At 67.8% G+C, this 25,725-nt stretch carries 19 protein-coding genes and 3 pseudogenes; 10 read left to right on the top strand and 12 right to left on the bottom strand.

Annotation, left to right across the window (positions count from 1 at the left end; translation table 11 throughout):
• Positions 1-217: 217 nt before the first annotated feature.
• The 4 genes from BMZ43_RS04985 (at position 218) to BMZ43_RS04970 (ending at position 7,016) form a co-directional block, all read left to right on the top strand.
• Complete coding sequence (locus BMZ43_RS04985) at positions 218-1,381, top strand: type III PLP-dependent enzyme (protein ID WP_007159636.1); 1,164 nt, start codon at positions 218-220, stop codon at positions 1,379-1,381.
• A gap of 181 nt (positions 1,382-1,562) precedes the next feature.
• The gene (locus tag BMZ43_RS04980) at positions 1,563-3,779 is read left to right on the top strand and encodes a TonB-dependent receptor (RefSeq protein WP_093250509.1); all 2,217 of its coding nucleotides are present in this window, start codon (positions 1,563-1,565) and stop codon (positions 3,777-3,779) included.
• Positions 3,780-3,843: 64 nt separating this feature from the next.
• Entirely contained in the window at positions 3,844-4,527 is a 684-nt protein-coding gene (locus tag BMZ43_RS04975; RefSeq protein ID WP_093250506.1) for a Fe2+-dependent dioxygenase, read from the top strand.
• On the top strand, positions 4,512-7,016 hold the full coding sequence (locus tag BMZ43_RS04970) for a sulfite reductase flavoprotein subunit alpha (protein ID WP_093250501.1): 2,505 nt from the start codon (positions 4,512-4,514) through the stop codon (positions 7,014-7,016). The genes BMZ43_RS04975 and BMZ43_RS04970 overlap by 16 nt, the downstream gene beginning before the upstream one ends.
• Here BMZ43_RS04970 and BMZ43_RS04965 read toward each other — a convergent pair.
• Entirely contained in the window at positions 7,013-7,462 is a 450-nt protein-coding gene (locus BMZ43_RS04965) for a DMT family transporter (RefSeq protein ID WP_231893078.1), read from the bottom strand. The two genes, BMZ43_RS04970 and BMZ43_RS04965, sit on opposite strands and share 4 nt — an antisense overlap.
• A gap of 108 nt (positions 7,463-7,570) precedes the next feature.
• Between BMZ43_RS04965 and BMZ43_RS04960 the strand changes: the two genes are divergently transcribed.
• Both BMZ43_RS04960 and BMZ43_RS04955 read left to right on the top strand, forming a co-directional pair.
• Entirely contained in the window at positions 7,571-8,062 is a 492-nt protein-coding gene (locus tag BMZ43_RS04960) for a hypothetical protein (RefSeq protein ID WP_093250498.1), read from the top strand.
• Positions 8,063-8,070: 8 nt separating this feature from the next.
• On the top strand, positions 8,071-8,523 hold the full coding sequence (locus BMZ43_RS04955) for a DUF421 domain-containing protein (protein WP_017642480.1): 453 nt from the start codon (positions 8,071-8,073) through the stop codon (positions 8,521-8,523).
• Positions 8,524-8,596: 73 nt separating this feature from the next.
• On the opposite strand, the pseudogene BMZ43_RS04950 reads toward BMZ43_RS04955, so the two are convergent.
• The 3 genes and pseudogenes from BMZ43_RS04950 to zapE form a co-directional block, all read right to left on the bottom strand.
• Positions 8,597-8,746: pseudogene (locus BMZ43_RS04950) on the bottom strand (general stress protein); the annotation flags it as partial.
• Positions 8,747-9,048: 302 nt separating this feature from the next.
• The gene (locus BMZ43_RS04945; protein WP_093250495.1) at positions 9,049-9,912 is read right to left on the bottom strand and encodes an MBL fold metallo-hydrolase; all 864 of its coding nucleotides are present in this window, start codon (positions 9,910-9,912) and stop codon (positions 9,049-9,051) included.
• 98 nt (positions 9,913-10,010) lie between these two features.
• The gene (zapE, locus tag BMZ43_RS04940; RefSeq protein ID WP_093250490.1) at positions 10,011-11,111 is read right to left on the bottom strand and encodes a cell division protein ZapE; all 1,101 of its coding nucleotides are present in this window, start codon (positions 11,109-11,111) and stop codon (positions 10,011-10,013) included.
• Between the two features lie 160 nt (positions 11,112-11,271).
• Between zapE and BMZ43_RS04935 the strand changes: the two genes are divergently transcribed.
• Complete coding sequence (locus tag BMZ43_RS04935) at positions 11,272-12,492, top strand: pyridoxal phosphate-dependent aminotransferase (RefSeq protein WP_093250486.1); 1,221 nt, start codon at positions 11,272-11,274, stop codon at positions 12,490-12,492.
• Here BMZ43_RS04935 and BMZ43_RS04930 read toward each other — a convergent pair whose 3' ends face one another.
• The 6 genes from BMZ43_RS04930 to BMZ43_RS04905 form a co-directional block, all read right to left on the bottom strand.
• Positions 12,493-13,269, bottom strand: coding sequence for a hypothetical protein (locus BMZ43_RS04930; protein WP_093250480.1), 777 nt, complete (start codon positions 13,267-13,269; stop codon positions 12,493-12,495). It lies immediately after the preceding gene.
• Between the two features lie 153 nt (positions 13,270-13,422).
• Positions 13,423-14,760 carry a sigma-54-dependent transcriptional regulator gene (locus BMZ43_RS04925; protein ID WP_093250477.1) on the bottom strand — a complete coding sequence of 446 codons (1,338 nt, stop codon included), beginning with the start codon at positions 14,758-14,760 and terminating at the stop codon, positions 13,423-13,425.
• Complete coding sequence (locus BMZ43_RS04920) at positions 14,745-16,190, bottom strand: sensor histidine kinase (protein ID WP_064307327.1); 1,446 nt, start codon at positions 16,188-16,190, stop codon at positions 14,745-14,747. The genes BMZ43_RS04925 and BMZ43_RS04920 overlap by 16 nt, the downstream gene beginning before the upstream one ends.
• 73 nt (positions 16,191-16,263) lie before the next feature.
• Positions 16,264-17,415: an L-talarate/galactarate dehydratase gene (locus tag BMZ43_RS04915; protein ID WP_064307326.1), complete on the bottom strand. Its 1,152-nt coding sequence runs from the start codon at positions 17,413-17,415 to the stop codon at positions 16,264-16,266.
• Between the two features lie 23 nt (positions 17,416-17,438).
• Positions 17,439-18,794 (bottom strand): MFS transporter, encoded by a 1,356-nt coding sequence (locus tag BMZ43_RS04910; RefSeq protein ID WP_064307325.1) that lies wholly within the window; start codon positions 18,792-18,794, stop codon positions 17,439-17,441.
• Between the two features lie 87 nt (positions 18,795-18,881).
• Positions 18,882-19,916 (bottom strand): LacI family DNA-binding transcriptional regulator, encoded by a 1,035-nt coding sequence (locus BMZ43_RS04905; RefSeq protein ID WP_082900383.1) that lies wholly within the window; start codon positions 19,914-19,916, stop codon positions 18,882-18,884.
• A gap of 145 nt (positions 19,917-20,061) precedes the next feature.
• Here BMZ43_RS04905 and BMZ43_RS04900 point away from each other — a divergent pair, with 145 nt between their 5' ends.
• The 3 genes from BMZ43_RS04900 (at position 20,062) to BMZ43_RS04890 (ending at position 23,639) form a co-directional block, all read left to right on the top strand.
• Positions 20,062-20,667: a LysE family translocator gene (locus BMZ43_RS04900; RefSeq protein WP_064307324.1), complete on the top strand. Its 606-nt coding sequence runs from the start codon at positions 20,062-20,064 to the stop codon at positions 20,665-20,667.
• A 21-nt stretch (positions 20,668-20,688) separates the two neighbouring features.
• On the top strand, positions 20,689-21,546 hold the full coding sequence (locus BMZ43_RS04895; protein WP_064307323.1) for an AraC family transcriptional regulator: 858 nt from the start codon (positions 20,689-20,691) through the stop codon (positions 21,544-21,546).
• Positions 21,547-21,665: 119 nt separating this feature from the next.
• The gene (locus BMZ43_RS04890) at positions 21,666-23,639 is read left to right on the top strand and encodes a BCCT family transporter (protein WP_064307322.1); all 1,974 of its coding nucleotides are present in this window, start codon (positions 21,666-21,668) and stop codon (positions 23,637-23,639) included.
• A 71-nt stretch (positions 23,640-23,710) separates the two neighbouring features.
• On the opposite strand, the pseudogene BMZ43_RS27195 reads toward BMZ43_RS04890, so the two are convergent.
• A pseudogene (locus tag BMZ43_RS27195) lies at positions 23,711-24,283 on the bottom strand (methyl-accepting chemotaxis protein); the annotation flags it as partial.
• Between the two features lie 288 nt (positions 24,284-24,571).
• Positions 24,572-25,711 (bottom strand): annotated as a pseudogene (locus BMZ43_RS27190) (cache domain-containing protein); the annotation flags it as partial.
• Positions 25,712-25,725: the final 14 nt, after the last annotated feature.

Below are 25,725 nucleotides of genomic sequence, written 5' to 3'. Positions count from 1 at the left end.
CGTCTGGCCCTAAAGTTCGCGCCCGAACGTCCATGCTGGAAACGATCCATCCGGCTCAAGTACCGACGACGAGACAGCGAGGTCAACGCCAGTACGCGTTGACCTTTTTGCTTTCGGCGATGTGCCTTGGGAAGTAGGCGAACCAAAGTGGGGAAACGGATTAGGCGTTCAGAACACCCCCTCCTTCAATTTGTTCTGCCCATCGGGAGTCCGACGCATGTCCATCAAGGTCGAAGATTACTATTCTCGCGAAACCTTCCAGAAGATGAAGGCCTTCGCCGACCAGCAGGAAACCCCCTTCGTCGTCATCGACACCGCCACCATCGGCCGGGCCTATGACGATCTCGTTGGCAACTTCCCGTTCGCCAAGATCTACTATGCGGTCAAGGCCAACCCGGCCATCGAGATCACCGAGCTGCTGCGCGACAAGGGCTCGAATTTCGACATCGCCTCCATCTACGAGCTGGACAAGGTGCTGTCCACCGGCGTCGAGCCGGAGCGCATCAGCTACGGCAACACCATCAAGAAATCCAAGGACATCCGCTACTTCTACGAGAAGGGCGTGCGCATGTTCGCCACTGACTCCGAGGCCGACCTGCGCAACATCGCCAAGGCTGCCCCGGGCTCGCGCATCTATGTGCGGATCCTCACCGAAGGCTCCAACTCCGCCGACTGGCCGCTGTCGCGCAAGTTCGGCTGCCAGCCCGACATGGCCCTGGACCTGCTGATCCTGGCCCGCCAGCTGGGCCTGGAGCCCTATGGCATCTCCTTCCACGTCGGCAGCCAGCAGCGCGACATCGACGTCTGGGACGCCGCCATCGCCAAGGTCAAGGTGATCTTCGAGCGCCTCAAGGAAGAAGACGGCATCACCCTGAAGATGATCAACATGGGCGGTGGCTTCCCGGCCAACTACATCCAGCGCACCAACAGCCTGGAGACCTATGCCGAGGAGATCATCCGCTTCCTCAAGGAAGATTTCGGCGACGAACTGCCGGAAATCATCCTGGAGCCGGGCCGTTCGCTGATCTCCAACGCCGGCATCCTGGTCAGCGAAGTGGTGCTGGTGGCGCGCAAGTCGCGGACCGCCGTGGAGCGCTGGGTCTACACCGACGTGGGCAAGTTCTCCGGCCTGATCGAAACCATGGACGAGTCCATCAAGTTCCCGATCTGGACCGAGAAGAAAGGCGAGATGGAAGAGGTGGTGATCGCCGGTCCGACCTGCGACAGCGCCGACATCATGTACGAGCACTACAAGTATGGCCTGCCGCTGAACCTGGCCAGCGGTGACCGCCTGTACTGGCTGTCCACCGGTGCCTACACCACCAGCTACAGCGCGGTGGAATTCAACGGCTTCCCGCCACTGAAGGCCTTCTACCTCTAAGGCCTCTGGGTGTCGATCGAGCCCGCGTCCCGCAAGGAACGCGGGCTTTTTCATGCCTGTCGCCAGGACGCCTATCAGGCAACGTCAGGATTTGTTAAGAATAGTTTACATTCGCTATGGATTTGATAATCGTTTGCAAATAGAATCGCGCCGCATTCACAAAAGGAGGCGGCTCGCCATCATGTCCAAGGAACTTTCTTCGCTGTCCCAACGCCGTTTGCTGGTTTCTACCTTCAGTGTCGCCGTCGCTTCGCTATCCCTGGGGGTACAGGCCCAGGACGCCAAGGAGCCGGTGACCCGGCTGGAAAGTCTGACCATCGAGGGTCAGGCGCAGCAGGAGGGCTTCAAGGCCGAACAGTCCGCCTCGCGCAAGTACACCGCCCCCTTGCTGGACACCCCGCAGACCGTGACCGTGGTTCCCGCGCAGGTCATCCAGGACCAGCAGGCGCTGAGTCTGAGATCGGTGCTGTCCAACGTCTCCGGCATCACCTTCAATGCCGGTGAGGGCGGCGGCGGCTCCGGCGACAGCATCAATATCCGCGGCTTCAGCGCCAACTCGAACATCCAGATCGATGGTCTGCGCGACAGCACCCAGACCAACCGTACCGACACCTTCAACCTGGAATCGGTCGAGGTCATCAAGGGCCCCAACTCGGTGTTCGGCGGCGCCGGCACCACCGGTGGCTCCATCAATCTGATCAGCAAGAAGCCCCAGGAGCGCCAGTTCACCCGCATTGGCGCGGGCCTCGGCACCGACAGCTATCGCCGCTTGACCCTGGACACCAACCAGCCGCTGCAGGGCGTGGGTACCGACAGCGCCTTTCGCCTGAACCTGATGGCCCACGAGAACGACGTGCCCGGCCGCGACCAGATCGACCGCGAGCGCTGGGGCATCGCGCCGTCGCTGGCCCTGGGCCTGTCGGACGATACCCGCCTGACCCTGAGCTATTTCCACCAGACCGACGACAACCAGCCCGACTACGGGGTGCCGGCGTTCAACGGCAAACGTCTGGGCGGGGTGGATCGCGATGCCTATTTCGGCTTCAAGAACATCGACAAGGAAGACATCAATAACAATGTCTTCACCGTGGAGCTGGAGCATCGCTTCAATGACAACCTGAGTCTGCAGAACCTGACCCGCTACAGCCGCATCGAACGCGACGCGGTAATCTCCGCCTCTCACGTCAACCTGAGTGGCGTGGCCGCGGGCCGCTATCGTCCGGCCGGTCCCCAGGGCTATGGCCGCGACGTGACCTCGGAAATGTGGATCAACCAGACCAACCTGACCGGCACCGTCGATACCTTCGGCCTGGGCCATTCCTTCGTGCTGGGCGCCGAATTCTCCCGAGAGGACTACGACCGCGACACCTACAGCTATGGCCTGACCTTCCCGGCCGCCGGCTATGCCCTGGCTGCACCGCCGGAGCGCTACGACGGCGCGACCGACAAGCAGACCTCGGCCATCGCCAACAACGTGCTGACCGACAAGGCCATCTATGCCTTCGATACCATCGCCCTCAATCAGTATTGGGATCTGAACCTGGGGCTGCGCTATGACTGGTTCGACGGTGACAGCGACACCACCCCGGTCGCCAACGGCGTGCGCGGCAGCAAGACCCGCCTGAGTTCCGATGACGCCAAGTTGAGCGGGCGCGCCGGCCTGGTATTCAAGCCGGCGCCGAACGGACGGGTCTATGTGGCCTATGGCACCTCCTTCAACCCCTCGGCGGAAAGCCTGACCTCCACCGGCGCCGGCCTGAGCGCGGCCAACCAGGATCTGGGTCCGGAAAAGAACAAGACCTGGGAACTGGGCACCAAGTGGGAATTCCTCGACAGGCGCCTGGAGCTGGACGGCGCCCTGTTCCGCGTCGAGAAGAGCAATGCGCGGGAAACCCTGGCCGACGGCAGCACCGCCCTGGCCGGCAAGCAGCGCGTGCAGGGCATCGAGCTGGGCGCCACCGGACGGATCACCCCGCAGTGGAACGTCTACGCCAACTTCACCTTCCTCGACAGCGAGACGCTCAAGGCCGCCGACACCCTGGACGGGCGCAATCGCGAAGGCCAGGCCCTCGCCAACACCCCGCCGCGCTCGCTCAATCTCTGGACCACCTATGAGCTGCCGGCCGGTTGGCGGGTGGGCTATGGTGCCCGCTACGTCAGCGAGCGCAACGTCACCTCCAGCAACGACGGCGCCAAGCTCGACGACTACTGGCTGCACAACGCCATGGTCGGCTATCGCGTCAATCGCAACGTCGACCTGCAACTCAACGTCAACAACGTCTTCGACAAGGACTATGTGGAGCGGGTCCGCTCGCAACTGGGCGTGAGCACGAGGTCGTCGGCCATCGAATACGGCGATGCCCGTTCCGCCATCCTGACCGCGACCTACAGCTTCTAAGGTCGTCCGCCAGACGCCGAGCCCTGCACCCGCGGGGCTTTCGGCTTTGAGGAGAACAGCGCCAATGATGATCAGCGTTCCGGGCGTGCTGACGCCCGAGCAGGTAAGGGAGTGCCGCCAGCGGCTGGAGGCGGCCGCCTGGGCCGATGGCAAGCACACCGCCGGCTTCCAGTCGGCCATGGCCAAGGACAATCTGCAGCTGCCGGCGGATGAGCCGGCGGCGCGGGCGGTGGGTGAACTGATCCAGCAGGCGTTGGCGCGGCATCCGCTGTTCGTCGCCGCGGCGCTACCAGCGCGGGTGTTTCCGCCGCTGTTCAATCTTTATCAGGGCGGCCAGTCCTTCGGGCTGCACGTGGACAATGCGCTACGGGCCCTGCCGGATGGCAGCGGCTATCTGCGTACCGACCTGTCGGCCACGCTGTTCCTGTGCGAGCCGGACACGTACGACGGCGGCGAGCTGGTGGTGGAAGACACCTATGGCGCCCACAGCGTCAAACTGGCGGCCGGCGACCTGATCCTCTATCCGGCCAGCAGCCTGCACCGGGTGCTGCCGGTCACCCGAGGCGCGCGGCTGTGTTCCTTCTTCTGGATCCAGAGCCTGGTGCGCGATGCCGGTCAGCGCAGTCAGCTGTTCGAACTCGACCAGGGCATCCAGCGGGTGGCCGCCGAGCTGGGGCAGGGCCATGAGGCCTGCCTGCAACTGACCGGCGTCTATCACAACCTCCTGCGACAATGGGCTCAGCCCTGATCCGCAGGGGCCTCTTCCAGCTGCACAGCCTGCTTGGGCTGGCGGCTGGCCTGGTACTGGTGGTGCTAGGGGTGACGGGTGCGCTCTATAGCTTTCAGCTGGAATTGCTGGAGCTGCTCAATCCGCCGCCAAGCGCCGCGACTGCGGACCGGCGTCCGCTGACGCTGCCGGAGGTGCGGCAGCGCCTCGTTCCTCCGGGCCGGGAGTTGAGCTTCGTTTCCAGCATGGCGGGGGAGGGCTACGGCCTGCTCGGTCTGGCACCGGCGAAGGGTCAGGGCCGTGGCGAGGTGCAGCTGTTCGATCGCTACACCGGCGAGGTGCTGACGTCGCCCCGTGGCCAGGCGTTCTTTCGCCTGATCCTTGACCTGCACCGCTCCCTGGCCCTGGGACCGGTGGGCAAGGCCCTGACCGGCGCGGCCACCCTGATCCTGCTGGTGCTCTGTCTGTCCGGCCTCTACCTGCGCTGGCCGCGCCAGGTCCGGCGCTGGCGCACCTGGCTGACCCTGGACTGGGGCCGCCGGGGGCGCAGCTTCCATTGGGACCTGCACGCCGTGGCGGGCACCTGGTGCCTGCTGCTCTATCTGCTGGCGGCGCTGACCGGTCTCTATTGGTCCTATGACTGGTACCGCGAGGCCAGCGAGCGCCTGCTCGGCGCCGCCCCGGAGCCCCAGACTGCGGGGGTGGTGGCGCGCCAGGACGTGGATCTGGACGCGCTCTGGCAGAGCTTCCGCGCAGAGACCGGTGGACGCATCGAGGGCTACGGCCTGCTGCTGCCCAATCCGGCGCGCAAGGTCAGCCATCCCACCCTCTGGTACCTGCCCGAGGATGCCGAGCACCTCCGCGCCCTCAATCGCATCGTCTTCGATGAGCAGGGGCGGGTGCTCGACCATCGCCGCTACCGCGAGCAGCCGCTGGGTGCCCGGCTGTTGCTCAGCGTCTATGCCCTGCATTCGGGGGAGTACTTCGGCCTGGGGGGCCGGATAGCTCTGCTGCTCGCCAGCCTGGCCATGCCGCTGTTCATGGTGACCGGGCTCTGGCTCTATCTGGATCGCCGGCGCAAAGGCCGCCAGGCGCGCCAGGCGCAGATCGGGTTCACTCCGGCCGCGGCAGGGAGCGCCGACTGGCTGATCGGCTATGCCAGCCAGAGTGGCCAGGGCGAGGCGCTGGCCTGGCAGGCCGCCGGCCAGTTGCAGTCGGCGGGGCTGAGCGCCGAGGTGGTCGCGCTGGGGCGTCTCTCGGTGGAGCGACTGCAGCAGGCCACCCGGGCGCTGTTCGTCGTCGCCACCCACGGCGACGGCGAAGCCCCGGATGCCGCGCGCGGCTTCGAGCGGCGCATGCTGACCCAGGCGGCGACGCTGCCAAGTCTGAGCTATGGGGTGCTGGCCCTGGGCGACCAGCGCTATCCGGCCTACTGCGCCTTCGCCCGCCGGCTGGACGCCTGGCTGGCTGGGCAGGGCGCCCGATCACTGTTCGCCCCGGTGGAGGTGGACAATGGCGATCCCCTGGCGCTCGCCGTCTGGCAGGGGCAGTTGCAGGCCCTGGGCGCTGCGTGTGCCGAGCCACCGCCCGAGCGTCCGCTGCAGTCCTGGCAGCTGGCGGCGGTGCAGCGGCTCAACGCCGGCAGCCCCGGCGGAGCTGCCTTCGAGCTGCAGCTGCGGCCACCGCCTGGAAGCCACTGGGCACCGGGTGACCTGCTGGAGATCGCGCCGCGCCAGCGCGCCGAGCGCGTGGCGGCCTGGCTGCAGCCCCTGGGCCTGGCCGCTGACAGCAGGGTCGAGATCGGGGGTGTGACGCTCACCTTGGCGACGGCTCTGGAAGCCCGTCTGCTGCCGGAAGACCAGACCGCGCTGCCGGGCTTGGACGCCCAGGCCCTGGTCGACGCCCTGAAACCGCTCGCCGTACGTCAGTACTCCATCGCCTCGCTGCCCGGCGAAGGCACCTTGCGGTTATTGGTACGCCAGGAGCGCAAGGCGGATGGCCGCCTGGGCATCGCCTCCGGTTGGCTGACCACGGCGCTACGACCCGGTGACCAGGTGCAGGCGCGGCTACGCGCCCATCCCGGCTTCCGACCGCCGCTGGACGAGCGCCCACTGATCCTGATCGCTGCCGGTACCGGCCTGGCCGGGGTGCGCCCGCTGCTGGTCGCCCGCATCGCCGCCGGACACCGGCGCAATTGGCTGCTGTTTGGCGAACGCACGGCGGCGCACGACGATTTCTATGGAGCGGAGCTGGATGCCTGGCAGGCGCAAGGCGAGCTGGCCCGGCTGGACCGGGTGTTCTCGCGGGACGGCGCCGGTTACGTGCAGGAGCGCCTGAGCGCGCAGGCGGACCTGCTGCTGGACTGGCTGGCGGCGGATGCCGTGATCATGGTCTGCGGCAGTCTGCAAGGGCTGGGGCGTGGCGTGCACGCCACCCTGCAGGGGCTGCTCGGCGAGGCCGAGGTCCAGCGGCTGTTGGAGGATGATCGCTACCGCCGCGATCTCTACTAGGCCCGGGCGATGCACCAGACGCCGGCGCCGATCAGCACCACGCCGGCCAGCTTGCCCAGGGTGACCGGGTCCTGGCGAAAGCCGGCCCAGCCGAAGTGATCCAGACTCAGGGACATGGCCAGCTGGCCGGCGATCACCAGCGCCATGAACAGGGTGGCGCCGATGCGCGGACCGGCAAAGGCGGCCATGGCGATAAAGAACATGCCCAGCAGACCGCCGCACCAGTGCCACCAGTGCAGCTCGCGCAAGGCCCCCAGGGTGGGGACACCGCGCTGCCAGAGCGTCAGGCCCAGCAGGGCCAGTAGCCCGACCAGGAAGGAAATGGACGCCGCGGCGAAGACACTGGACAGCTGGCGGGCCAGTTGACCGTTGATGCCGGCCTGCAGCGGCAGGCAGGCACCGGCGATGAAGGGCAGGACGAGCAGCCACCAGACGGGCATCGACAGGACTCCAGGCGAAAGGGGGCGCGCAGTATGCCCCAGGGTGGGGCGAAGCGGTCGAACCGGCGACCTTCGGTCAGGCTCCAAGGGCTATCGCATTCCGGAGCAACCGTCATGGCGTCACCCTTGGAGAAGCGCTTGCCGATCCGCGAGGAGCCGGGCCTGCAACGCTGGATCTGGCGCTGCGAGCGGCTGGGCTGGGTACTGCTGGCCATGTTCGTGGCGCTGGCCCTGGCCGGGTTGTTCGCCAGTGGCGGGCCCTGGGCCAAGGCGACCCGGATCAGCGACGATGGCCAGCTCAGGGTCGACTACGAGCGTTTCCAGCGCCGCGGGGCAGCGGCGACCCTGACCCTGGAACTCGCGCCCGGCGTCAACCGCGTCGGCCTCCACGAACGCCTGGTGGCCGACTGGACGGTGGAAGCTCTCTATCCGCAGCCCCTGCGCATGACCAGCAGCGACGGGGTGCTCTGGTTGGAACTGGCCGGCGGTACGGGGTCGAATCGCGTGCACCTGGCGCTGCGTCCGGATGCTTTGGGCACGGTCGACTGGCGCATCCTGCGACCCGGCCAGCCACCCCTGGAACTCTCTGCCTTCGTCTATCCCTAGGAACTGCCATGGAATCCGTCCTGCGCGCCGCCGCGATCTACGTCTTCTTGCTGGTGCTCTTTCGCATCACCGGGCGCCGGGCGCTGTCGGAGATCACCACTTTCGATTTCGTCCTGCTGCTGGTGATCGGCGAGGCGACCCAGCAGGCGCTGTTGGGGGATGATTTTTCGGTGATCAACGCCTTCGTGGTGATCGCCACCCTGGTGCTGATCGACATCCTGCTTTCGCTGTTCAAGGAGCGCTCACCCAAGGTGGGGCGCTTTCTCGATGGCGTGCCGCTGATCGTGGTGGAGTACGGCAAGCCGTTGACCGCGCGGCTGCGCAAGGCCCGCCTGACCGAGGAGGACATCCTCGAAGCGGCGCGGCAGAGTCAGGGGCTGGAGCGGCTGGAGCAGATCCGCTTCGCGGTGCTGGAGAAGAATGGGCAGATCTCGGTGATACCCGAGCCCGGAGCGAAGTAACGAGAGGTGAAAGGTAGGAAGGGCAGGAAGGGCAGGATGATCCTGCCCTGGTCATGGTCTGAATGACGCCGGGTTACCGCTGGCCGCCACCACTGTTCTGACCGCCCTTGCGACCGGCCTCGGACGCTTTCTCGCGGTCATTGGCGAAACTGCCGCCGCTGTTCTGACCGCCCTTGCTGCCGGCTTCGGCGGCTTTCTCGCGATCATTGGCGAAGTTGCCTGGATTGGAATTCGATTGCTTGGTGGTCATGGTCGCTCTACCTCTCGTAGGAATGTAGTGCAGAACGCATTGCCTGCCTTGGTATGGAGGGGCGAACGCGGCAAGGTTTCCCGGTCGGAGGATGGGCGGTCGCTGGCCAGGAGCCACTGTCTGGACCGTATCTAGCTTTGGCCGAAGGCCTGTCCAACCTGGCCGCTGGGTTGCAAGGTGCGCCAGGTGTGCCCCGCCCGGAAAAGCCTGGACGCAGCGGTGTCGCTGCGTCCAACTCCTGTGGCTATTGGCTTGTACGACGGATGGCGCCTGCGCTAGAAACCGTCGATGGGAATCTTCAGGTAGCGCCGGCCATTAGCCTCGGCCGGCGGCAGGGTACCGGCACGGATGTTCACCTGGATCGCCGGCAGGATCAGCGTCGGCATGGACAGGGTGGCGTCGCGGCGGGTGCGCAGGGCGACGAAGGCGTCTTCGTCCACCCCATCGCGAACGTGGACGTTGAGGGCGCGCTCTTCACCCACGGTGGTCTCGTGGCGTGCCTCGCGGCCCGCCGGCGGATAGTCGTGGCACAGGTAGAGGCGCGTGGCCTCCGGCAGGGTCAGCAACCGGCGGATCGAGCGATAGAGGTCGCGGGCGCTGCCACCGGGAAAGTCGCAACGGGCCGAGCCGACGTCGGGCATGAACAGGGTATCGCCAACGAAGACGTGTGCTTCTTCCACCTGATAGGCCATGTCGGCCGGGGTATGGCCAGGCACGTGCAGGGCGCGGGCGCTGAGGGCGCCGATATGGAAGACCTCGTCGGGCTGGAACAGGTGATCGAACTGGGAGCCGTCGAGGCGGAATTCCGCTTCCAGGTTGAAGACGTCCTTGAAGGCGCCCTGGACGCGGCGGATGCCCTCGCCGATGGCGATGCGGCCACCCAGTTGCCGGCGCAGATAGGGCGCGGCGGAGAGGTGGTCGGCGTGGGCGTGGGTCTCCAGCAGCCACTCCACCGTCAGCCCCTGGTCGCGCACGAAGCGGGCGACGCGATCCGCCGACAGGGTGGCGGTGCGGCCCGAATGCGGATCGTAGTCCAGCACCGAATCGACGACGGCGCAGCGACTGCCGGGCGCCTCGTAGATCACATAGGTGAAGGTGGACGTGGTGGCGTCGAAGAAGGGTTCGATGCGCGGAGTCATGACCGGGCCTCGTGAAGAGAAAGGACGTCCCACCTTAACACGGGGCCCTGCTGCCCCGTGGCGTGCCTCGTTGCCGCAGGGCGATCGTTCGGGTCCGCCTAGTACCGCGCCTGCTGCATCTCCCTGAGCCGGCTCAGGGTGCGGCGGAAAGGGAATTCCAGAAAGCCGCGGGTGTACAGCTGCTCCAGGGGCACGGCGGCGTCCAGGTAGAGCGGGCGGCGGCGGTCGTAGGCTTCGTCGACCAGGGCGATGAAGCGGCGCACGGCGTCGTCCTGGGGCGCCAGGCGCGGCAGTTCGCGGTCGCCGGCGAGGACGCGCGTCGCGCCGTCTTCGGTGCCGCGGGCGATCCGGCCCGCGCGGGGATCGCCGGACAGGCAGGGGACGTTGCCCAGCAACAGGGCAGGGAAGCGGGTGCAGAGATCGATGTAGTCGGTGGTCGCCCAGGCGCCCTGGCAGAGGGTGGTGAAGTCCAGCCAGATCGCGCCGGGTGCACGCTGGATAACCGGCAACAGGCGCTCGCCGAGGGCGAGGGGCTCATCGGTCGCGGCTTGGCCGACGGTGAGCTGGGCGAAGGTCGCGGCCAGGGCGGTGGGATCGTCCACCCAATAGCGTGGTTCGGCCTGGCCTTCATGCAGACGGTGGTCCTGGCCGCCGTCCACCTCCAGCACGTCCAGCTGCGCCTGGAGCGCGGCGATGGCCGGCAACAGGCGCTCGCGATTGAAGCCGTCGGCATAGAGCTGCTCCGGCGGCTGGTTGGAGGTGACCACCAGCACCAGGCCCTGGTCCAGCAGGGCGCGCAGCAGGCCGCCTACCAGGATGGCGTCGCCGATGTCGCTGACGAAGAGTTCGTCGAAACACAGCACCCGCACTTCGGCGGCCAGTTCCCGGGCCAGCGCCTGCAGGGGATCACGGGTGCCGCTGAGCTGGAACTGGCGCTGGTGCACCCAGCGCATGAAGTGATGGAAGTGCTGGCGGCGGGCGGGCACCGGCAGGCTGGCGTGGAACAGGTCCAGCAGCCAGGTCTTGCCGCGGCCGACCGGACCCCAGAGATAGAGACCGCGTGCCGGACGGCCGGCCAGCAGCGCCGCGTGGCAGGCTTCCAGCTGGCGCGCAGCGGCCTCCTGGGCGGCATCGGGCAGGCGGTCCCCCTGGGCCAGGGCCTGGCGGTAGGCGGCGAGGGGAGAGAGGGCATTCGACATGGTCGCCACTCTAGCGCCCGTGCAGTCAGCAGACCATGCCCCAGCGGAATGACATGAGTCCTTTATAGCGTTTGAAGGCCAGCCGCGGCGGTTCGATAGTGCGAGACGACCCTGCCGGACGCCGCCGGCACCCGCTTTCATCTCTGCCTGGAGCCCTGTCATGGCCGCCGATTCGACCCTGCACCTCGCCCACTGCCTCGCCTCCGTGGGCGTCTCCGAGATCCTCAAGATCACCGAGCGGGCCAACGCCCTGCGCCGCCAGGGCGCCGATCTGCTGGTGCTGGGTGCGGGCGAGCCGGATTTCGATACCCCGGAGCACATCAAGGAAGCGGCGATCCAGGCCATCCGCGCCGGCCAGACCAAGTACACGGTGCTCGACGGCAGCCCGGCGCTCAAGGAGGCCATCCGCCGCAAGTTCGCGCGTGAGAACGACCTGGTATTCGCCCAGGACGAGGTGACCGCCTCGGCCGGCGCCAAGCAGGTGATCTTCAATGCCATGATGGCGACCCTGGACGCGGGCGACGAGGTGATCATCCCCGCGCCCTTCTGGGTGACCTATGCCGACATCGTCACCATCCTCGGCGGCACGCCGGTGGTGCTGCCGTGCCGTGAGGAGGATGGCTTCCGCCTGACCGCCGCGGCGCTGGAGGCGGCCATCACTCCGCGCACCCGCTGGGTGATGCTCAACTCGCCGTCCAACCCCTCGGGGGCGGCCTATGGCGAGCAGCACTATCGCCCGCTGCTGGAGGTGCTGCTGCGCCATCCGCAGGTCTGGCTGATGGTCGACGACATGTACGAACACATCCTCTACGACGGCTTTCGCTTCGTCACCCCGGCGGCGCTGGAGCCGCGGCTGCGCGAGCGCACCCTGACCATCAACGGCGTCTCCAAGGCCTATGCCATGACCGGTTGGCGCCTGGGCTACGCCGGCGGACCGAAGGCGCTGATCCAGGCCATGGCCAGTGTGCAGAGCCAGGTGACCTCCTGCCCCTGCTCGGTCAGCCAGGCCGCGGCCATCGCCGCCCTGGATGGGCCGCAGGACATCGTGCGCGAGCGCTGCGCGCTGTTTCGCGAGCGGCGGGATCTGGTGGTGGATGCCTTGAATGCGGTGCCGGGTCTGTCGGCGCGGCGGCCCGAGGGGGCCTTCTATGTCTACGCCAGTTGCGCGGGGGTCTTGGGTCGGCGGACGCCGAACGGGGAGGTGATCGACAGCGATACGACCTTTGCCCGCTACCTCATGGACGAGGGCGGGGTGGCGGTGGTGCCAGGCTCGGCCTTTGGCCTGGCGCCTTACTTCCGGGTTTCCTACGCCACCTCGCGGGAGGTGCTAAAGGAAGCCTGCCGCCGGATCGCCGAGGCGACCCAGCGACTGCTGGCCTGATCAGCCGGCCGGCGGAGCGGGCGGCGCCGGCGGTTGCGCACCCGGGGCGACCGGCTGGACGCCAGGGGGCGGGGGCGGCGGCAGACGACCGGGGCCACGGGGCGCCGGCGGGGTGTCCAGGGGCTGCAGCGAGTTGGCATCGGCACCCAGGGCGCTGACCCGGAAGGCACGGCCCTGGGCATTGGCCACCAGCTCGCCGCGAGCGGCGATGCTCTGACCGGGCTTGAGCAGGGCTTGCAGGCGCAGCGCTTCGTGGGGCGGCAGACGCAGGGCGGTGCCGTCCTGCAGCAGGGCGCCGTTCACGTCGCCACGGGGACCGTGCAGCAGCTGGACGATCTGGCCCTGGAGGCTGTCGTTATCGCGTTCGGCGCCCGGACGGGGCGGCGGCGGACGCGGTTTGCCGCTGCGCTCGGGGCCTTCGTCGGTGACTGTCTTGCCGGTCTGGACATTGGTCAGCGAGATCGCCTGGACCAGCGGCAGGCTGGCGGCGCGCAGGCCGGCTACGTTGATGCTGTCACCTGGCTTGAAGGTGGCGGCCAGTTGCTCGGACAGGTGCGGCGGGGTGTTGACCTCGGTGCCGTCGGCCAGGATCAGGCCGTCGATGTCGCCGCGGGGGTTGAGCAGGAACTGCTTGAGCTGGCCCTGCTGGGTGGGAATCTGGGCGCTGGCAGCGGTGGTCGCGGTGCTGGTAGCCGGCGCGGTCTGTGCCAGGACGAGGCCGCTGACGGACAGCAGGGCGAAGGTCCCGATCACGAGGGTTTGGGTCTTGGTAGGCATGGATGACTCCTGCGGTAGTTGACGATCAGGCTACTGCAGGGCCTGTGCCAACTTTTATTTTCGTTATCAATCAATGGCTTGGTACTTTTAGCAGCTATCCGGGCCAGGCATTGCGTCCGGCTTGCGGACAGCCCTGTCGGTAAAGCGGACAGCCTAGGCGGGGCTGTCTTCTTCGCCGACACCCAGGCCCAGCCGGCTCAGCTTGGTGTAGAGCAGCTGGCGATGAATGCCCAGCCGGCGGGCCGCCTCGGCGCGATTGCCGCCGCTGCGTTGCAGGGCCCGCTCGATCAGCAGCCGCTCCAGGCGCGCGGTGGCTTCCGCCAGGGTCTCCTCCGGCCAGCTGGCGTCGATGGTGACCGCATCCGAGGTCTCGCCCTGCAGGAAGGCCAGGTCGGCGGCGACGATGCGCTCGCCTTGGGCCAGGGTCGCGGCGCGCTGGATGGCGTTGCGCAATTCCCGCACGTTACCCGGCCAGGGGTGGCGCAGCAGCAGGGCGGCGGCATCGTCCGCCAGGACGCGACCGCTGGGCGCGAGGAAGTGCTCGGCCAGCGGCAGGATGTCGGCACGGCGCTCGCGCAGGGCCGGCAGGTGGATGGGCACCACATGCAGGCGATAGAAGAGGTCTTCGCGGAAGTCCCCACTGGCGACGCGCTGGGCCAGGTCGCGGTGGGTGGCCGCTACCAGCCGCACGTCCAGGCGCACCGGCGCGCCGCCCACCGGGGTCACCTCGCGTTCCTGCAGGGCGCGGAGGATCTTGGCCTGCATCGGCAGCGGCATGTCGCCTATCTCGTCGAGAAAGAGGGTGCCGCCCTGGGCTTCGCGAAAGGCACCGAGGCGATTGGCGGTGGCCCCGCTGAAGGCGCCGCGCACATGACCGAAGAGTTCGCTTTCCAGCAGGTCCGGCGGGATGGCCGCGCAGTTGACCGCGACGAAGGGCGCCCCGTGTCGCTTGCCGTGCTCGTGGATGGCGCGGGCCACCAGCTCCTTGCCGGTGCCGGTCTCACCGGTGACCAGCACCGTGGCCTCGCTGTCCACCAGACGGCCGATGGTCTTCTGCACCTGACGCAGGGCATCGCTGCCGCCCACCAGGGTGTGGCCTTCGACCGTGGCCGGCGGCGCCGCAGCGGGACCGCGCTGGGCGGTCATGCCGGCCAGCACCCGGATCAGGTCATCGCGACCGATGGGCTTGGTGAGGTGGTCGAAGGCGCCCAGGCGCATGGCCTCGATGGTGTTGCCGGCGCTGGCGAAGGCGGTCAGCACCGTGACCGCCGGCGGCTCGGGCAGGGCGCGGATGCGCGCCAGTACCTCCAGGCCATCCAGCCCGGGCATGCGCAGGTCGAGCAGCACGGCGTCCACCGTCTCCTGCGCCAGGAGCCGCAAGCCCGCTTCGCCTTCTTCGGCCTGCAGCACCCGGTAGCCCTGGTCCGCGGCGGTTTCCGCCAGGGCGTCGCGCAGACCGGCGTCGTCGTCGATGATCAGCAGGGTTGGCATGGCAGGAGGATCTCGAAGCGGGTGGGGACGGAAGGTTCGATCAGGCGCGCCTCGCCGCCGTGGGCGCGGGCGGTCTCGCGGACCAGGGCCAGGCCCAGGCCGGTGCCTTCGGGGCGACCGGTAACGAAGGGCTCGAAGAGCTGGGCGCGCAACTCGGCAGGCGGGCCTTGGCCTGCGTCTTCCACCGCCAGCACCAGCCAGTCGCCGCGCCGGCTGGCGTCGAGGCGGATCTCGCTGGCGGCCGGGGCGGCCTGCAGGGCGTTGAGCAGCAGGTTGTCCAGGGCACGCGCCAGGGCGTCGCGGTCGAAATAGCCCTGCTCGACGGCCACCCTGGCGGTCAGGCGGATGCCGCGTTGGGCCGCCTGGTCTTCGTGACCGGCCAGCACCTCGCGGCAGAACACCTGCAGTTCGATGGCGGTCGGTTGCAGTTGCGGCGGCTGGGTGAGGTCCAGCAGGCGACGCAGCAGGCTGTCGAGGCGGGTGACCTGCAGCAGGATGGCGTCCAGCGCGCGTTGCTGACGGCCGCTGTCGCCGACCAGGGCGTTCTCGGCCTTGAGGCGCATGGCGGCCAGCGGATTGCGGATCTCGTGGGCGACCCCGGCGGCCACCCGACCGAGGGCCGCCAGCCGCTCACTGGCATGCACCTGGGTGGTCAGCCGCTGGGCTTCGCTGCGGGCCTGGGCCAGGCGCTGGCCGGCCTGGTTGAGCGCCGTCAGCACCCGATCCAGCTCGCGTTCGCCGGTGAGGGCGAGGGTGGGCAGGTCATGGCTGGCACTGGCGCCCAGATCGCGCTCGACTCGCGCGACATGCCGCGACCACTGCCAGGTGAGTCGACCGAGCAGCAGGGTGGCGGCGAGCATGGCCAGCAGCAGCAGACCCAGGCCCAGTTTCAGCTGGCGCTGGCCGCTGCCTTCGGCGAAGGTCAGGCGGGTCAGGGTCCAGGCGGCGAGATCGGGGATGGGGCCGGACAGCGGGCAGGCGGCGACCAGCACCGTGGCGCCGTCCGCGCTGAAGCTGTCGCTCAGGCTGCGCGCCTCGGCCAGGGTCGCGGCGGAGAGATCGGCCAGGTGCTGGCGTTCAGCGGCGGTCAGGGTGAAGGGACTGGCATCGGCCAGGAGCCCGGCCTGTTCCTGCCAGAGGCCACCGGCCATGCCGCGATAGCGCAGCAGGGCGACACTGGCCACGCCGGCGAGACTGCGCTGCAGCGCCGGATCGACGAGGCCAGCGGTAGGTCCGGACCAGCCATTGCTGTAGAACCGGTAGCTGCTGGCGATGGCCTGGCAGGCCTGCTCGGCTTCCACGGTGGCCTGGCCGAGCTGGGCGCTTTCCGACTGGCGCAGGAGCAGGATCATCAGCCAGCCGACCCCGACGGCCATGCCGCCGAGCATCAGCAGCAGAGCAATCAGACGACTGCGCAGCGATCCGAACATGGGATTTCTCTATCCAGGCCTTGGCCTGGATAGAGTGCCACACCCCGGCGGAGTTCGAGTGCCAGAGCGGGTGTCAGGCGCGCCGGCCGAATTCCGCTTCCTGCGCCGTCCAGCCGGGTACCCGCTCGCTCAGGGACAGCCCGAGACCCGGACGGGTCGGTACCTGCATCCGCCCGTCACGGGTTTCCAGGCGTTCGTTGAACAGCGGCTCCAGCCATTCGAAGTGTTCCACCCAGGGCTCGGTGGGATAGGTGGCGGCAAGGTGCACGTGCAATTCCATGGCGAAGTGCGGTGCCAGCATCACGCCGGCCTGCTCGGCCAGGGCGGCCACCTTGAGGAAGGGCGTGATGCCACCGACCCGTGGCGCGTCGGGCATCAGGAAGTCGGCACCGCGCAGGCGGATGAATTCCTGGTGCTCGGCGATGCTGGTCAGCATCTCGCCGGTGGCGATGGGGGTGTCGAAGGCCGCGGCCAGGGCGGCGTGGCCCTCGGCGTCGTAGCAGTCCAGCGGCTCCTCGATCCAGATCAGGTTGAATTCCTCGAAGCGCCGGCACATACGCTGGGCGGTGGGTCGGTCCCATTGCTGGTTGGCGTCGACCATCAGCGGGAAGCTGTCGCCCAGGTGGCGGCGCACGCGGGCGACGCGCTCCAGGTCCAGGGCGCAATCGGGCTGGCCGACCTTGAGCTTGATGCCGCCAATGCCTTTTTCGCGGGAGCGATCGGTATTCACCAACAACTGCTCCAGCGGCGTATGCAGGAAGCCGCCGGAGGTGTTGTAGCAGCGCACCGAGTCGCGCTGGGCACCCAGCAGGCGTGCCAGGGAGAGGTTGGCGCGACGGGCCTTGAGGTCCCAGAGGGCCACGTCGAAGGCGCCGATGGCCTGGGTGGCGAGACCGCTGCGACCCACCGAGGCGCCGGCCCAGCAGAGCTTGGTCCAGAGTTTCTGGATGTCGCTGGGATTCTCGTCGAGCAGCACCGGGGCAATTTCATGGGCGTGGGCGAACTGGCCGGGGCCACCGGCGCGCTTGGAATAGCTGAAGCCCAGGCCGCGCTGGCCGTCGCGGGTTTCGATCTCGACGAAGAGGATGGCGATCTCGGTCATCGGCTTCTGCCGGCCGGTGAGCACCTTGGCGTCGCTGATGGGGGTGGCCAGCGGCAGGAACACGGAAGCCAGGCGGACCCAGGCGATGCGGTCCTGGTCGGCGCTGTAGGCGATATCGGTCATGGGGAAGTCTCCGGGGTGAGGGATCAGGGACGGGTGGCAGGCAGGGCGTCGGCGGTGGCGGCTGGCTCGTCGTTGAGTTCGCCGAGGTCCAGGCGCTTGAGCGGGCCGACGATGACCAGGTAGGAGAAGGCGCCGAGCAGGCCCATGGCGGCGACGTAGGTGAGGGCCACGTCGAAGGAGCCGAGCTGGTTGATCATCAGGCCAATCGCCAGTGGGGTGACGATGCTGGCGATGTTGCCGCAGAAGTTGAAGAGCGCGCCGCTCACGCCCATGGCGCGCTTGGGCGAGACATCGCCGACGATGCACCAGCCGAGGTTGCCCACGCCCTTGGCGAAGAAGGCGATGGACATCACCAGGGTGACCAGGGCGATGGACTGGGTGTAGTTGGCCACCACGATGCTGCTGGAGAGCAACAGGCCGACGATGATCGGCGTCTTGCGCGCGGCGGTGAGGCTGTAGCCGCGGCGCAGCATGCCGTCCGACCAGAGTCCGCCGAGAACGCCGCCCAGGCAGCCGGCCACCGGCGGGATGGCGGCGATCAGGCCGACCTTGAGCATGGTCAGCCCCTTGGCCTCGACCAGGTAGGTGGGAAACCAGGTGAGAAAGAACCAGGTGATGGTGGTCAGGCAGAATTGCCCCAGGTAGATGCCCAGCATCATGCGATTGCCGCTGATGGCCTTGAAGGTGCGCCAGCTGAAGGGCGCCCGGGTGTCGCCCAGGTCGGGCAGGCCGCCGCCAGCCTCGATATGGTCCAGCTCGCTCTGGCTGACGCGTCTGTCATGCCGGGGCTCCTGCACGGTGGCGAACCACAGCAGGCCGATGAGGATGCCGGCGCCGCCGGTCCAGAAGAACACGTGCTCCCAGCCGAACTGGTTGAGCAGGATCACCATCAGTGGCGTGAACACCGCCAGGGCGAAATACTGCGCCGACTGGAAGATGGCGGTGGCCAGGCCGCGCTCCTGGCGCGGGAACCACATCACCGTGAGGCGGTTGTTGGCCGGAAAGGCCGGCGACTCGGCCACGCCCATGAGAAAGCGCAGCACGAACAGCGCCAGCAGGGCCGAGGAGAAGAGGCCGACGTAGCCCTGCAGGAAGGTCAGCGCCGACCAGAGGATCAGGCTGGCGCCCAGCACCAGCCGGGAGCCGAAGCGATCGAGCACGATGCCGCCGGGAATCTGCATGGCGGTGTAGGCCCAGCCGAAGGCCGAGAAGGCGAGCCCCATGGCCACGGCGTCGAAACCGAGGTCGTGACGCATGGCCGGTGCGGCGATGGAGAGGGTGGCGCGGTCGACGTAGTTGAATACCGTCACCAGAAAGATCATCGCCAGGACGAGATAGCGGACGCGAGTACGCCGCGACGGCTCAGGGGAAGTGCGCATTGTTATTGTCCTTTTCAGCGGGCAAAGCCGGCGGCGAGGCCGGCACCTGCAGGAGGACGCTAAGCTGATTACGCAATCATTCAAGCGTCAGCGAGTGCTCTCGCGCATGACCAGTTCGAAGCCGGTATCCCGTTTTCGCGGGGCCTCCGCACCCGCCAGGCGGGCAAGCAACACCGCGGCGGCATGGGTGCCCATTTCGGCACCGCGGACATCGACGGTGCTCAGCGCTGGGAGCAGATGGGCGGCGCTGGCCAGGTTGCCAAAGCCCATCACGGCCAGCTCCGCCGGTACGCGCAGGCCGCGGGCATGGGCTTCGGCGAGTACCCCGTGGGCGAGGGTGTCGGAGCTGCAGACCACCACTTCGGGACGGGCGCCGATCTCGAGCAGGCGGGCCAAGCCCTGGCGACCCAGTGCCGGGGTGGCCGGCGGTGGTAGGCTGACATCGGCTGGCGCGGCCAGTCTCTGGCGGGCCAGTTCGGCACGAAAGGCATCGCGGCGCAGCCGCCCCCGGGGATCGTCCAGGGTCAGGCTGGCGAAGTGGCGATAGCCGCGCGTCAGTAGCTGTCGGGCGATGGCCTGGCCCACCGCCTCATGGGAAAAGCCCACCAGCATGTCCAGCGGTCGCTCGCCCTGGTCCCAGCACTCCACCAGCGGAATGCCGGCCTGGGACAGGCGCAGCCGGCTGGCAGCAGTGTGCAGGGTGCCGGTGAGCACCATGGCGTCGGGACGGCGGCGCAGCAGGGCGGCCACTAGCTGCTCTTCGCGTTCGGCGGAATAGTCGGTCAGGCCCAGCAGGGTCTGGTGGCCGGCCCTGGTCAGGGTCTGCATGAGCGCCTGCACGGTGTCGGCGAAGATGGAGTTGACGATGGTGGGTACCAGGATGGCGATCAGCCGGCTCTCCTGGGGCGCGCTGCCAGCGGTGAGCATGGCGGGCTGGTAGCCGCTCTCGCGTACCGCGCGAAAGACCTTTTCGCGCAGCGCCGGACGGACGATCTCCGGCTGGTTGAGGGTACGCGAAACGGTGATCGGCGAGACTCCGGCCAGGCGGGCCACGTCCTTGAGGGTCGGCGGCTTGCCATCGGGACGGCCCCGCCAGGGCAGGGTGCTGCGATCGCTGGACAAGGGAGATCTCCACGACAGGCGAGGGAAAGCGGGATTCTGCCAAGTCGTACGATGACCCTCAAGGCGGACGAGCCACAAACGTACAAGCCAGGGCAGGGCGCGCTGGCTAGCCTGGGCCTCTCCCTAGAACTCCGGCAGGTGCCCCTTGGAAATCGTCCTCTATGCCCTGAGCGTCATGTACAGCCCCGGCCCGGTCAACGCCCTGGGCCTGAACGCCGGTCTGCAGGGCCAGGCCCGGCGCGCCCTGGGTTTCCATCTCGGCGTTGGCTGCGCCATGCTGCTGCTGTTTCTCGGCCTGGGTTATGGCGGTGCTGCCTTGGTGTCTGCCCGGGTGCTGCCGTGGCTGGCGCTGGCCGGCGGCGCCTACAGCCTGTACCTGGGCTATCGTCTCGCCAGGGCGACGCCGACGGTCGCGACCGACGCCGAGGGGACACAGGATGCGCGGCTGAGCTTTCTGGGCGGACTGCTGATGCAGGGACTCAATCCCAAGGGTTGGCTGGCCGTGCTGCCCATCGCCACGGTGATGTTTCCGGCGGCCCAGGTGACCGGCATCAAGATCGCCCTCTGCTCGCTGCCGCTGGCCATCGCCGCTGGCGGGGCGCCGGCCTGCTATGCGCTGCTGGGCAGCCTGCTGGGTCGCACCCTGCTGCGCGGACGGGGCCTGCGCTGGGTGAATCGGCTGCTGGGGTTGAGCCTGGTAGGCTGTGCCCTGTTGCTGTTCCACGATGCCTACCGCGACCTGCTCAGCTGATCGCCGCCCGGGAGGTTGGCTATGACTTCGACATCCGCCCTGCCTTCGCCCCGCGACTGGGTCCGGCATGCCCCGCTGGATGACCGCCTGGAATCCATCGAGGCCTTTTTCAGCGGTCATGCCTTCGATCCCCATCGCCATGCGACCTATGCCATCGGTCGCACCCTGGCCGGGGTGCAGAGCTTTTCCTATCGCGGTGCCAAGGCCAGCAGCCTGCCGGGCGAGACCATGGTCTTTCACCCCGACGAGGTCCACGATGGCCGCGCCGGTGCCGCCTGCGGCTTTCGCTATCGGATGCTCTATGTACCGCCGGCCCTGGTGCAGGACATCCTCGGCGGGCGGCCCTTGCCCTTCCACCGCGAGGGCGTTTCCCTGGATCCACGGCTGGCGCGGGCCACCGATGCGGTGTTCGCCACCCTTGACGAGCATGCCGATGCCCTGGGGCGCGACGATGCCCTCTATGGCCTGGTCGCCACTCTCGCCGAGGTCTGCCAGACCTGGCCCAGTCGCGGGCGGGTGGATTTCGCCGCCGCGCTGCGGGCGCGTGAATACCTGGAGGACCATTTCGACCAGGCCGTCTCCCTGGATGATCTGGCCCGCTGCGCTGGCCGAGATCGCTGGAGTCTGACGCGGGATTTCCGCGCCTACTTCGGCACCAGTCCCCATCGCTACCTGACCCTGCGCCGCCTCGATCGGGTACGGCTGCAGGTACGTCTGGGTCGAGGGCTGGCCGAGGCCGCCGTGGCGGCGGGTTTCTACGACCAGAGTCACATGACGAAACATTTCCGTCAGGCCTTCGGAATGGCTCCAGCCCGCTGGTTTCGTGAACTGGCCAGACCGCCCGTCGCGTCTGCTACGGATAGTGCACCCGGCCATTAGCGCCGCAACGATCACGACGGTCTTGTTCAGCGGCATGCACTGTTCAATGGGCGCCGCCAGCGAAACGATCAGGGCCGAGGACAGTCAACCTGTGCGCACTTCATAAACAGGAGCCCTCTATGACCGGCCAGGGAGAATCTGCCGCTCGTCCCACCTTCAGTCCTCCGGTCTTCTGGACCTCGACGCTGCTGCTACTGGTGCTGGTGCTCTATGCCAGTCTGTTCCAGGCCAATGCCCAATGGCTGTTCGCCGCCATCCAGGGCTGGATCATCACCAACCTCAGCTGGTTCTACATCCTCGCCGTGGCCATCATCCTCGGCACCGTGGTGTTTCTCGGCATGAGTCGCTATGGCGACATCAAGCTCGGCCCGGACCACAGCGAACCGGACTACGCCAACACCACCTGGTTCGCCATGCTGTTTTCCGCCGGCATGGGTATCGGCCTGATGTTCTTCGGTGTCGCCGAGCCGGTGATGCACTTTCTCAATCCGCCCTATGCCGATGGCCAGACGGTGGACGCCGCCCGCCAGGCCATGCGCATCACCTTCTTCCATTGGGGGCTCCACGCCTGGTCGATCTACGCCATCGTCGCCCTGATCCTGGCCTACTTCAGCTACCGTCACGGCCTGCCGCTGACCCTGAGATCGGCGCTCTATCCCCTGATCGGCGAGCGCATCTACGGACCTATCGGCCACGCCGTGGACATCTTCGCCATCATCGGCACCGTGCTGGGCGTCGCCACCTCCCTGGGCTTTGGCGTGTCGCAGATCAACACCGGCCTGAACGTGCTGTTCGGCGTACCGGTGTCCACCCCGGTGCAGATCGGTCTGATCGTGATCACCACGGCGCTGGCCACCCTGTCGGTGGTCTCCGGCCTGGACAAGGGCGTACGGCGCCTGTCGGAACTCAACCTGGGCCTGGCGGTGCTGTTGATGCTCACCGTGATCATCCTCGGCCCCACGGTGCTGATCCTGCAGACCTTCGTCGAGAACACCGGTGGCTACCTCAGCGAGATCGTCAGCCGCACCCTCAATCTCAACGCCTATCGACCCACCGACTGGATCGGTGGCTGGACGCTGTTCTACTGGGGCTGGTGGCTGGCCTGGTCGCCCTTCGTCGGGCTGTTCATCGCCCGCATCTCGCGCGGGCGGACCATCCGCGAATTCGTCTCCGGCGTGCTGCTGGTGCCGGCCGGTTTCACCCTGCTGTGGATGACGGTGTTCGGCAACACGGCGATCCACATGATCCTCACCGAAGGCATCACCGATCTGGCCACCGCGGTATCCCAGGACAGCTCCCTGGCGCTGTTCGCCTTTCTCGAACACTTCCCCTTCGCCAGCGTGATTTCCATGGTGGCCATCGTCATGGTGGTGGTGTTCTTCGTCACCTCGGCCGATTCCGGCGCCATGGTGGTGGACATGCTGGCTTCCGGTGGCCAGGACCAGACGCCGGTCTGGCAGCGGGTGTTCTGGGGCGCCAGCATGGGCCTGGTGGCCATCGCGTTGCTGCTGGCCGATGGCCTGAAAGCCTTGCAGACCGCCACCATCGCCAGTGCGCTGCCGTTCACCATCGCCCTGCTGTTCAGCATGCACGGCCTGCTCAAGGCCCTCAAGCTGGACGCCACCAAGCGTGGCCTGCGCCATCAGTCGCTGAGTCTCACTCCGCCCACCACCCGCACGCCGGGCGGCTGGCAGCGGCGCCTGCGCGGCCTGGCGATGTTTCCCCGGCGCAGCCACGTGGTGCGCTTCATCGGCGAGGTCGCCAAGCCGGCCTGTCTGGCGGTGGCCGAGGAATGGCGCAAGCAGGGCTACGTCTGCGGTGTGGAAGACCGTGACGATGGAGGGGTGCGGCTGTACGTCGGTCCGGCCGAGCAGCCCGAGTTCGTCTACCAGGTAAGACCCCATGCCTATGCCATGCCCAGTTTCGTCATGGGCAGCGAGCCGGGGGAGGAGCGCAAGTACTTCCGCGCCCAGGTCTATCTGCGCGAGGGCGGTCAGGACCATGACGTCATGGGCTGGTCGCGCGAGGACGTCATCGGCGACATCCTCGACCAGTACGAACGCCACATGCACTTCCTGCATCTGGTGGGCTGAAACGCGAACCGGGCCTTGCGCCCGGTCCGCCGATACCCGAAGACCGCTGCCGACCCGGCAGCGGTCTTTTTCTATTTCACCCGGAAACGCCGGACCACGGCGATCAACTGCTCGTTGGACGACTGCACCGCCGCGGTGCTCTCGGCGGTGCGCTGACCGCTGGTGACCAGGTCGTCGACCATGTGGCGCACGGCGACCATGTTCTGGTTGATCTCGCCGGCCACCACGCTCTGCTCTTCGGCCGCCGCGGCGATCTGGGTCGACAGGTCGCTGATACGCACCACCGAGCCGTTCATCTCGTCCAGGCCAGCGGTGACTTCGCGGGTCTTTTCGGCGGTGCTCTGGCAGCTGCTCTTGGTCACTTCCATGGCCGCCACGGCGGAGCTCACGCCCTGCTGCAGCCGCCCTAGCATCTCGTTGATCTCGGCGGTACTCTGCTGGGTACGGCCAGCCAAGGCGCGCACCTCGTCGGCCACCACCGCGAAGCCCCGACCCTGCTCACCGGCCCGGGCTGCCTCGATGGCAGCGTTGAGCGCCAGCAGGTTGGTCTGGCCGGCGATCTCGCCGATCACCCCGAGCACATCGTTGATGCGCTGGGCATCGCTCTGCATGGCCTGCACCTTGAGGGTGGCGTCTTCCACCTGATCCACCAGGGCCAGGACGCTGGCCGAGGCCTGCTGGACCACCGCGCGGGAACGCTCGGCCTGGCCATTGGCGGCCTGGGTGAGGGTGGCGGTGTCGCTGGCGCTGCGTGCCACGGAATCTGAGGTGGCGCTCATCTCGGTGATGGCGGTCACCGCCTGGTCGGTCTCGCTGGCATGCCGGGCCAGGATGGCGCCGTTCTGCTGGGCCTGGCCATGGAGTTGCTTGAGGCCGGTGTCGATGCGGTCGGTGGCGTCGCCCACCTCGCCGATCAGCCGCTGCAGATAACCGATGAAGCCGTTGACCGCGCCTGCCACCGCATCCACTTCATCCTTGCCGTGCACCGGAATGCGTCGGGTCAGGTCGGCATCACCGGCGGACAGGGATTCGATGTTGCGTTGCAGCAGGCCCAGGCGCCCCATCAGCTTGCCGAGCGCCAGCACCATGATGCCCACCAGCAGCAGGACCAGCGGCAACTGGATCGCCGCCAGGGTCTTGAGGATGCCGGTGTTGGTCGCCGCGATGAGCGAGGTGGGCAGCGCCGTGGCCAGCAGCCAGGGCGTGCCGGCCAGCGGGCGCAGGAAGAAGGTGTGAGGCGTGCCGTGTTCGTCGACATAGGTGTCGCGCACCACCGCCTCACCCTTGAGCTTGCCGAGGTTCTGCTGGATGGCGGCGACGAAGGGCGAACGGGCGGCATAGGCCGAGACGTTGTTCAGGATCTGCGAATCGCCGAGTTCGCTGAGGTTGCTGAGGATCTTGCCATCGGCTTCGACGATCATCATGTCGGTGTCGTCGAGTTCCTTGCGCAGCTGCTCCACTAGCGGGTTGAAGAAGCCCAGGGTCAGGTCGACGGTCGAGACGCCAAAGGCCTTGCCGTCGCGCTGGATGGCCATGGCGCAGTTGGTGCGCGGCTCGGCGCTGGCGGCGTCCTTGTAGGCGGCGGCCCAGACGCACTGGCCGGCGGGGCCCTTGAGGCCGGCCTGGAACCAGGGCTGCTCCCAGTAGTTGAGCGACTCGGGCGAATTCCAGTGGGTGTTGACGATCAGCTTGCCGCTGGCATCGCGGTGATAGAAGGTGCTGAACTTGTCGCGGCCCTGTTCGCGCTGGCTGGGCAGCGGCCAGATGCCGCCGCCGAATACCTTGGCATCGCCATACTGGTCCACCAGGCCAGGCAGTACCCGATCGATGGCGGCGCTGTCCAGCAGCGGTATCGTCTGGGTGATGGAGCGCTGCTGCGCCTGGATCTGATTGAGTTCGCGATAGATGCGGATACCCACCTCGTTGACCCGGGTGAGCACGGCGGACTCGCCGGCGGCGACCAGGTCCGGGGTCACCCAGAGGCGGATGCCGATGATGGTGGCCGCGAGGGTCGCGCCGATGAAGCCAAGGAAGATCAGGGTGTAGCGGGTCCGGATGGTGTTCAAGGCCATGATGTCGCTCCTGC

Source organism: Pseudomonas sp. Snoq117.2 (assembly GCF_900110545.1).
GTDB classification, from domain to species: Bacteria; Pseudomonadota; Gammaproteobacteria; order Pseudomonadales; family Pseudomonadaceae; genus Chryseomonas; species Chryseomonas benzopyrenica.
Note: the sequence above shows the minus strand (reverse complement) of the source record. Positions and strands in the feature narration are given on the sequence as shown.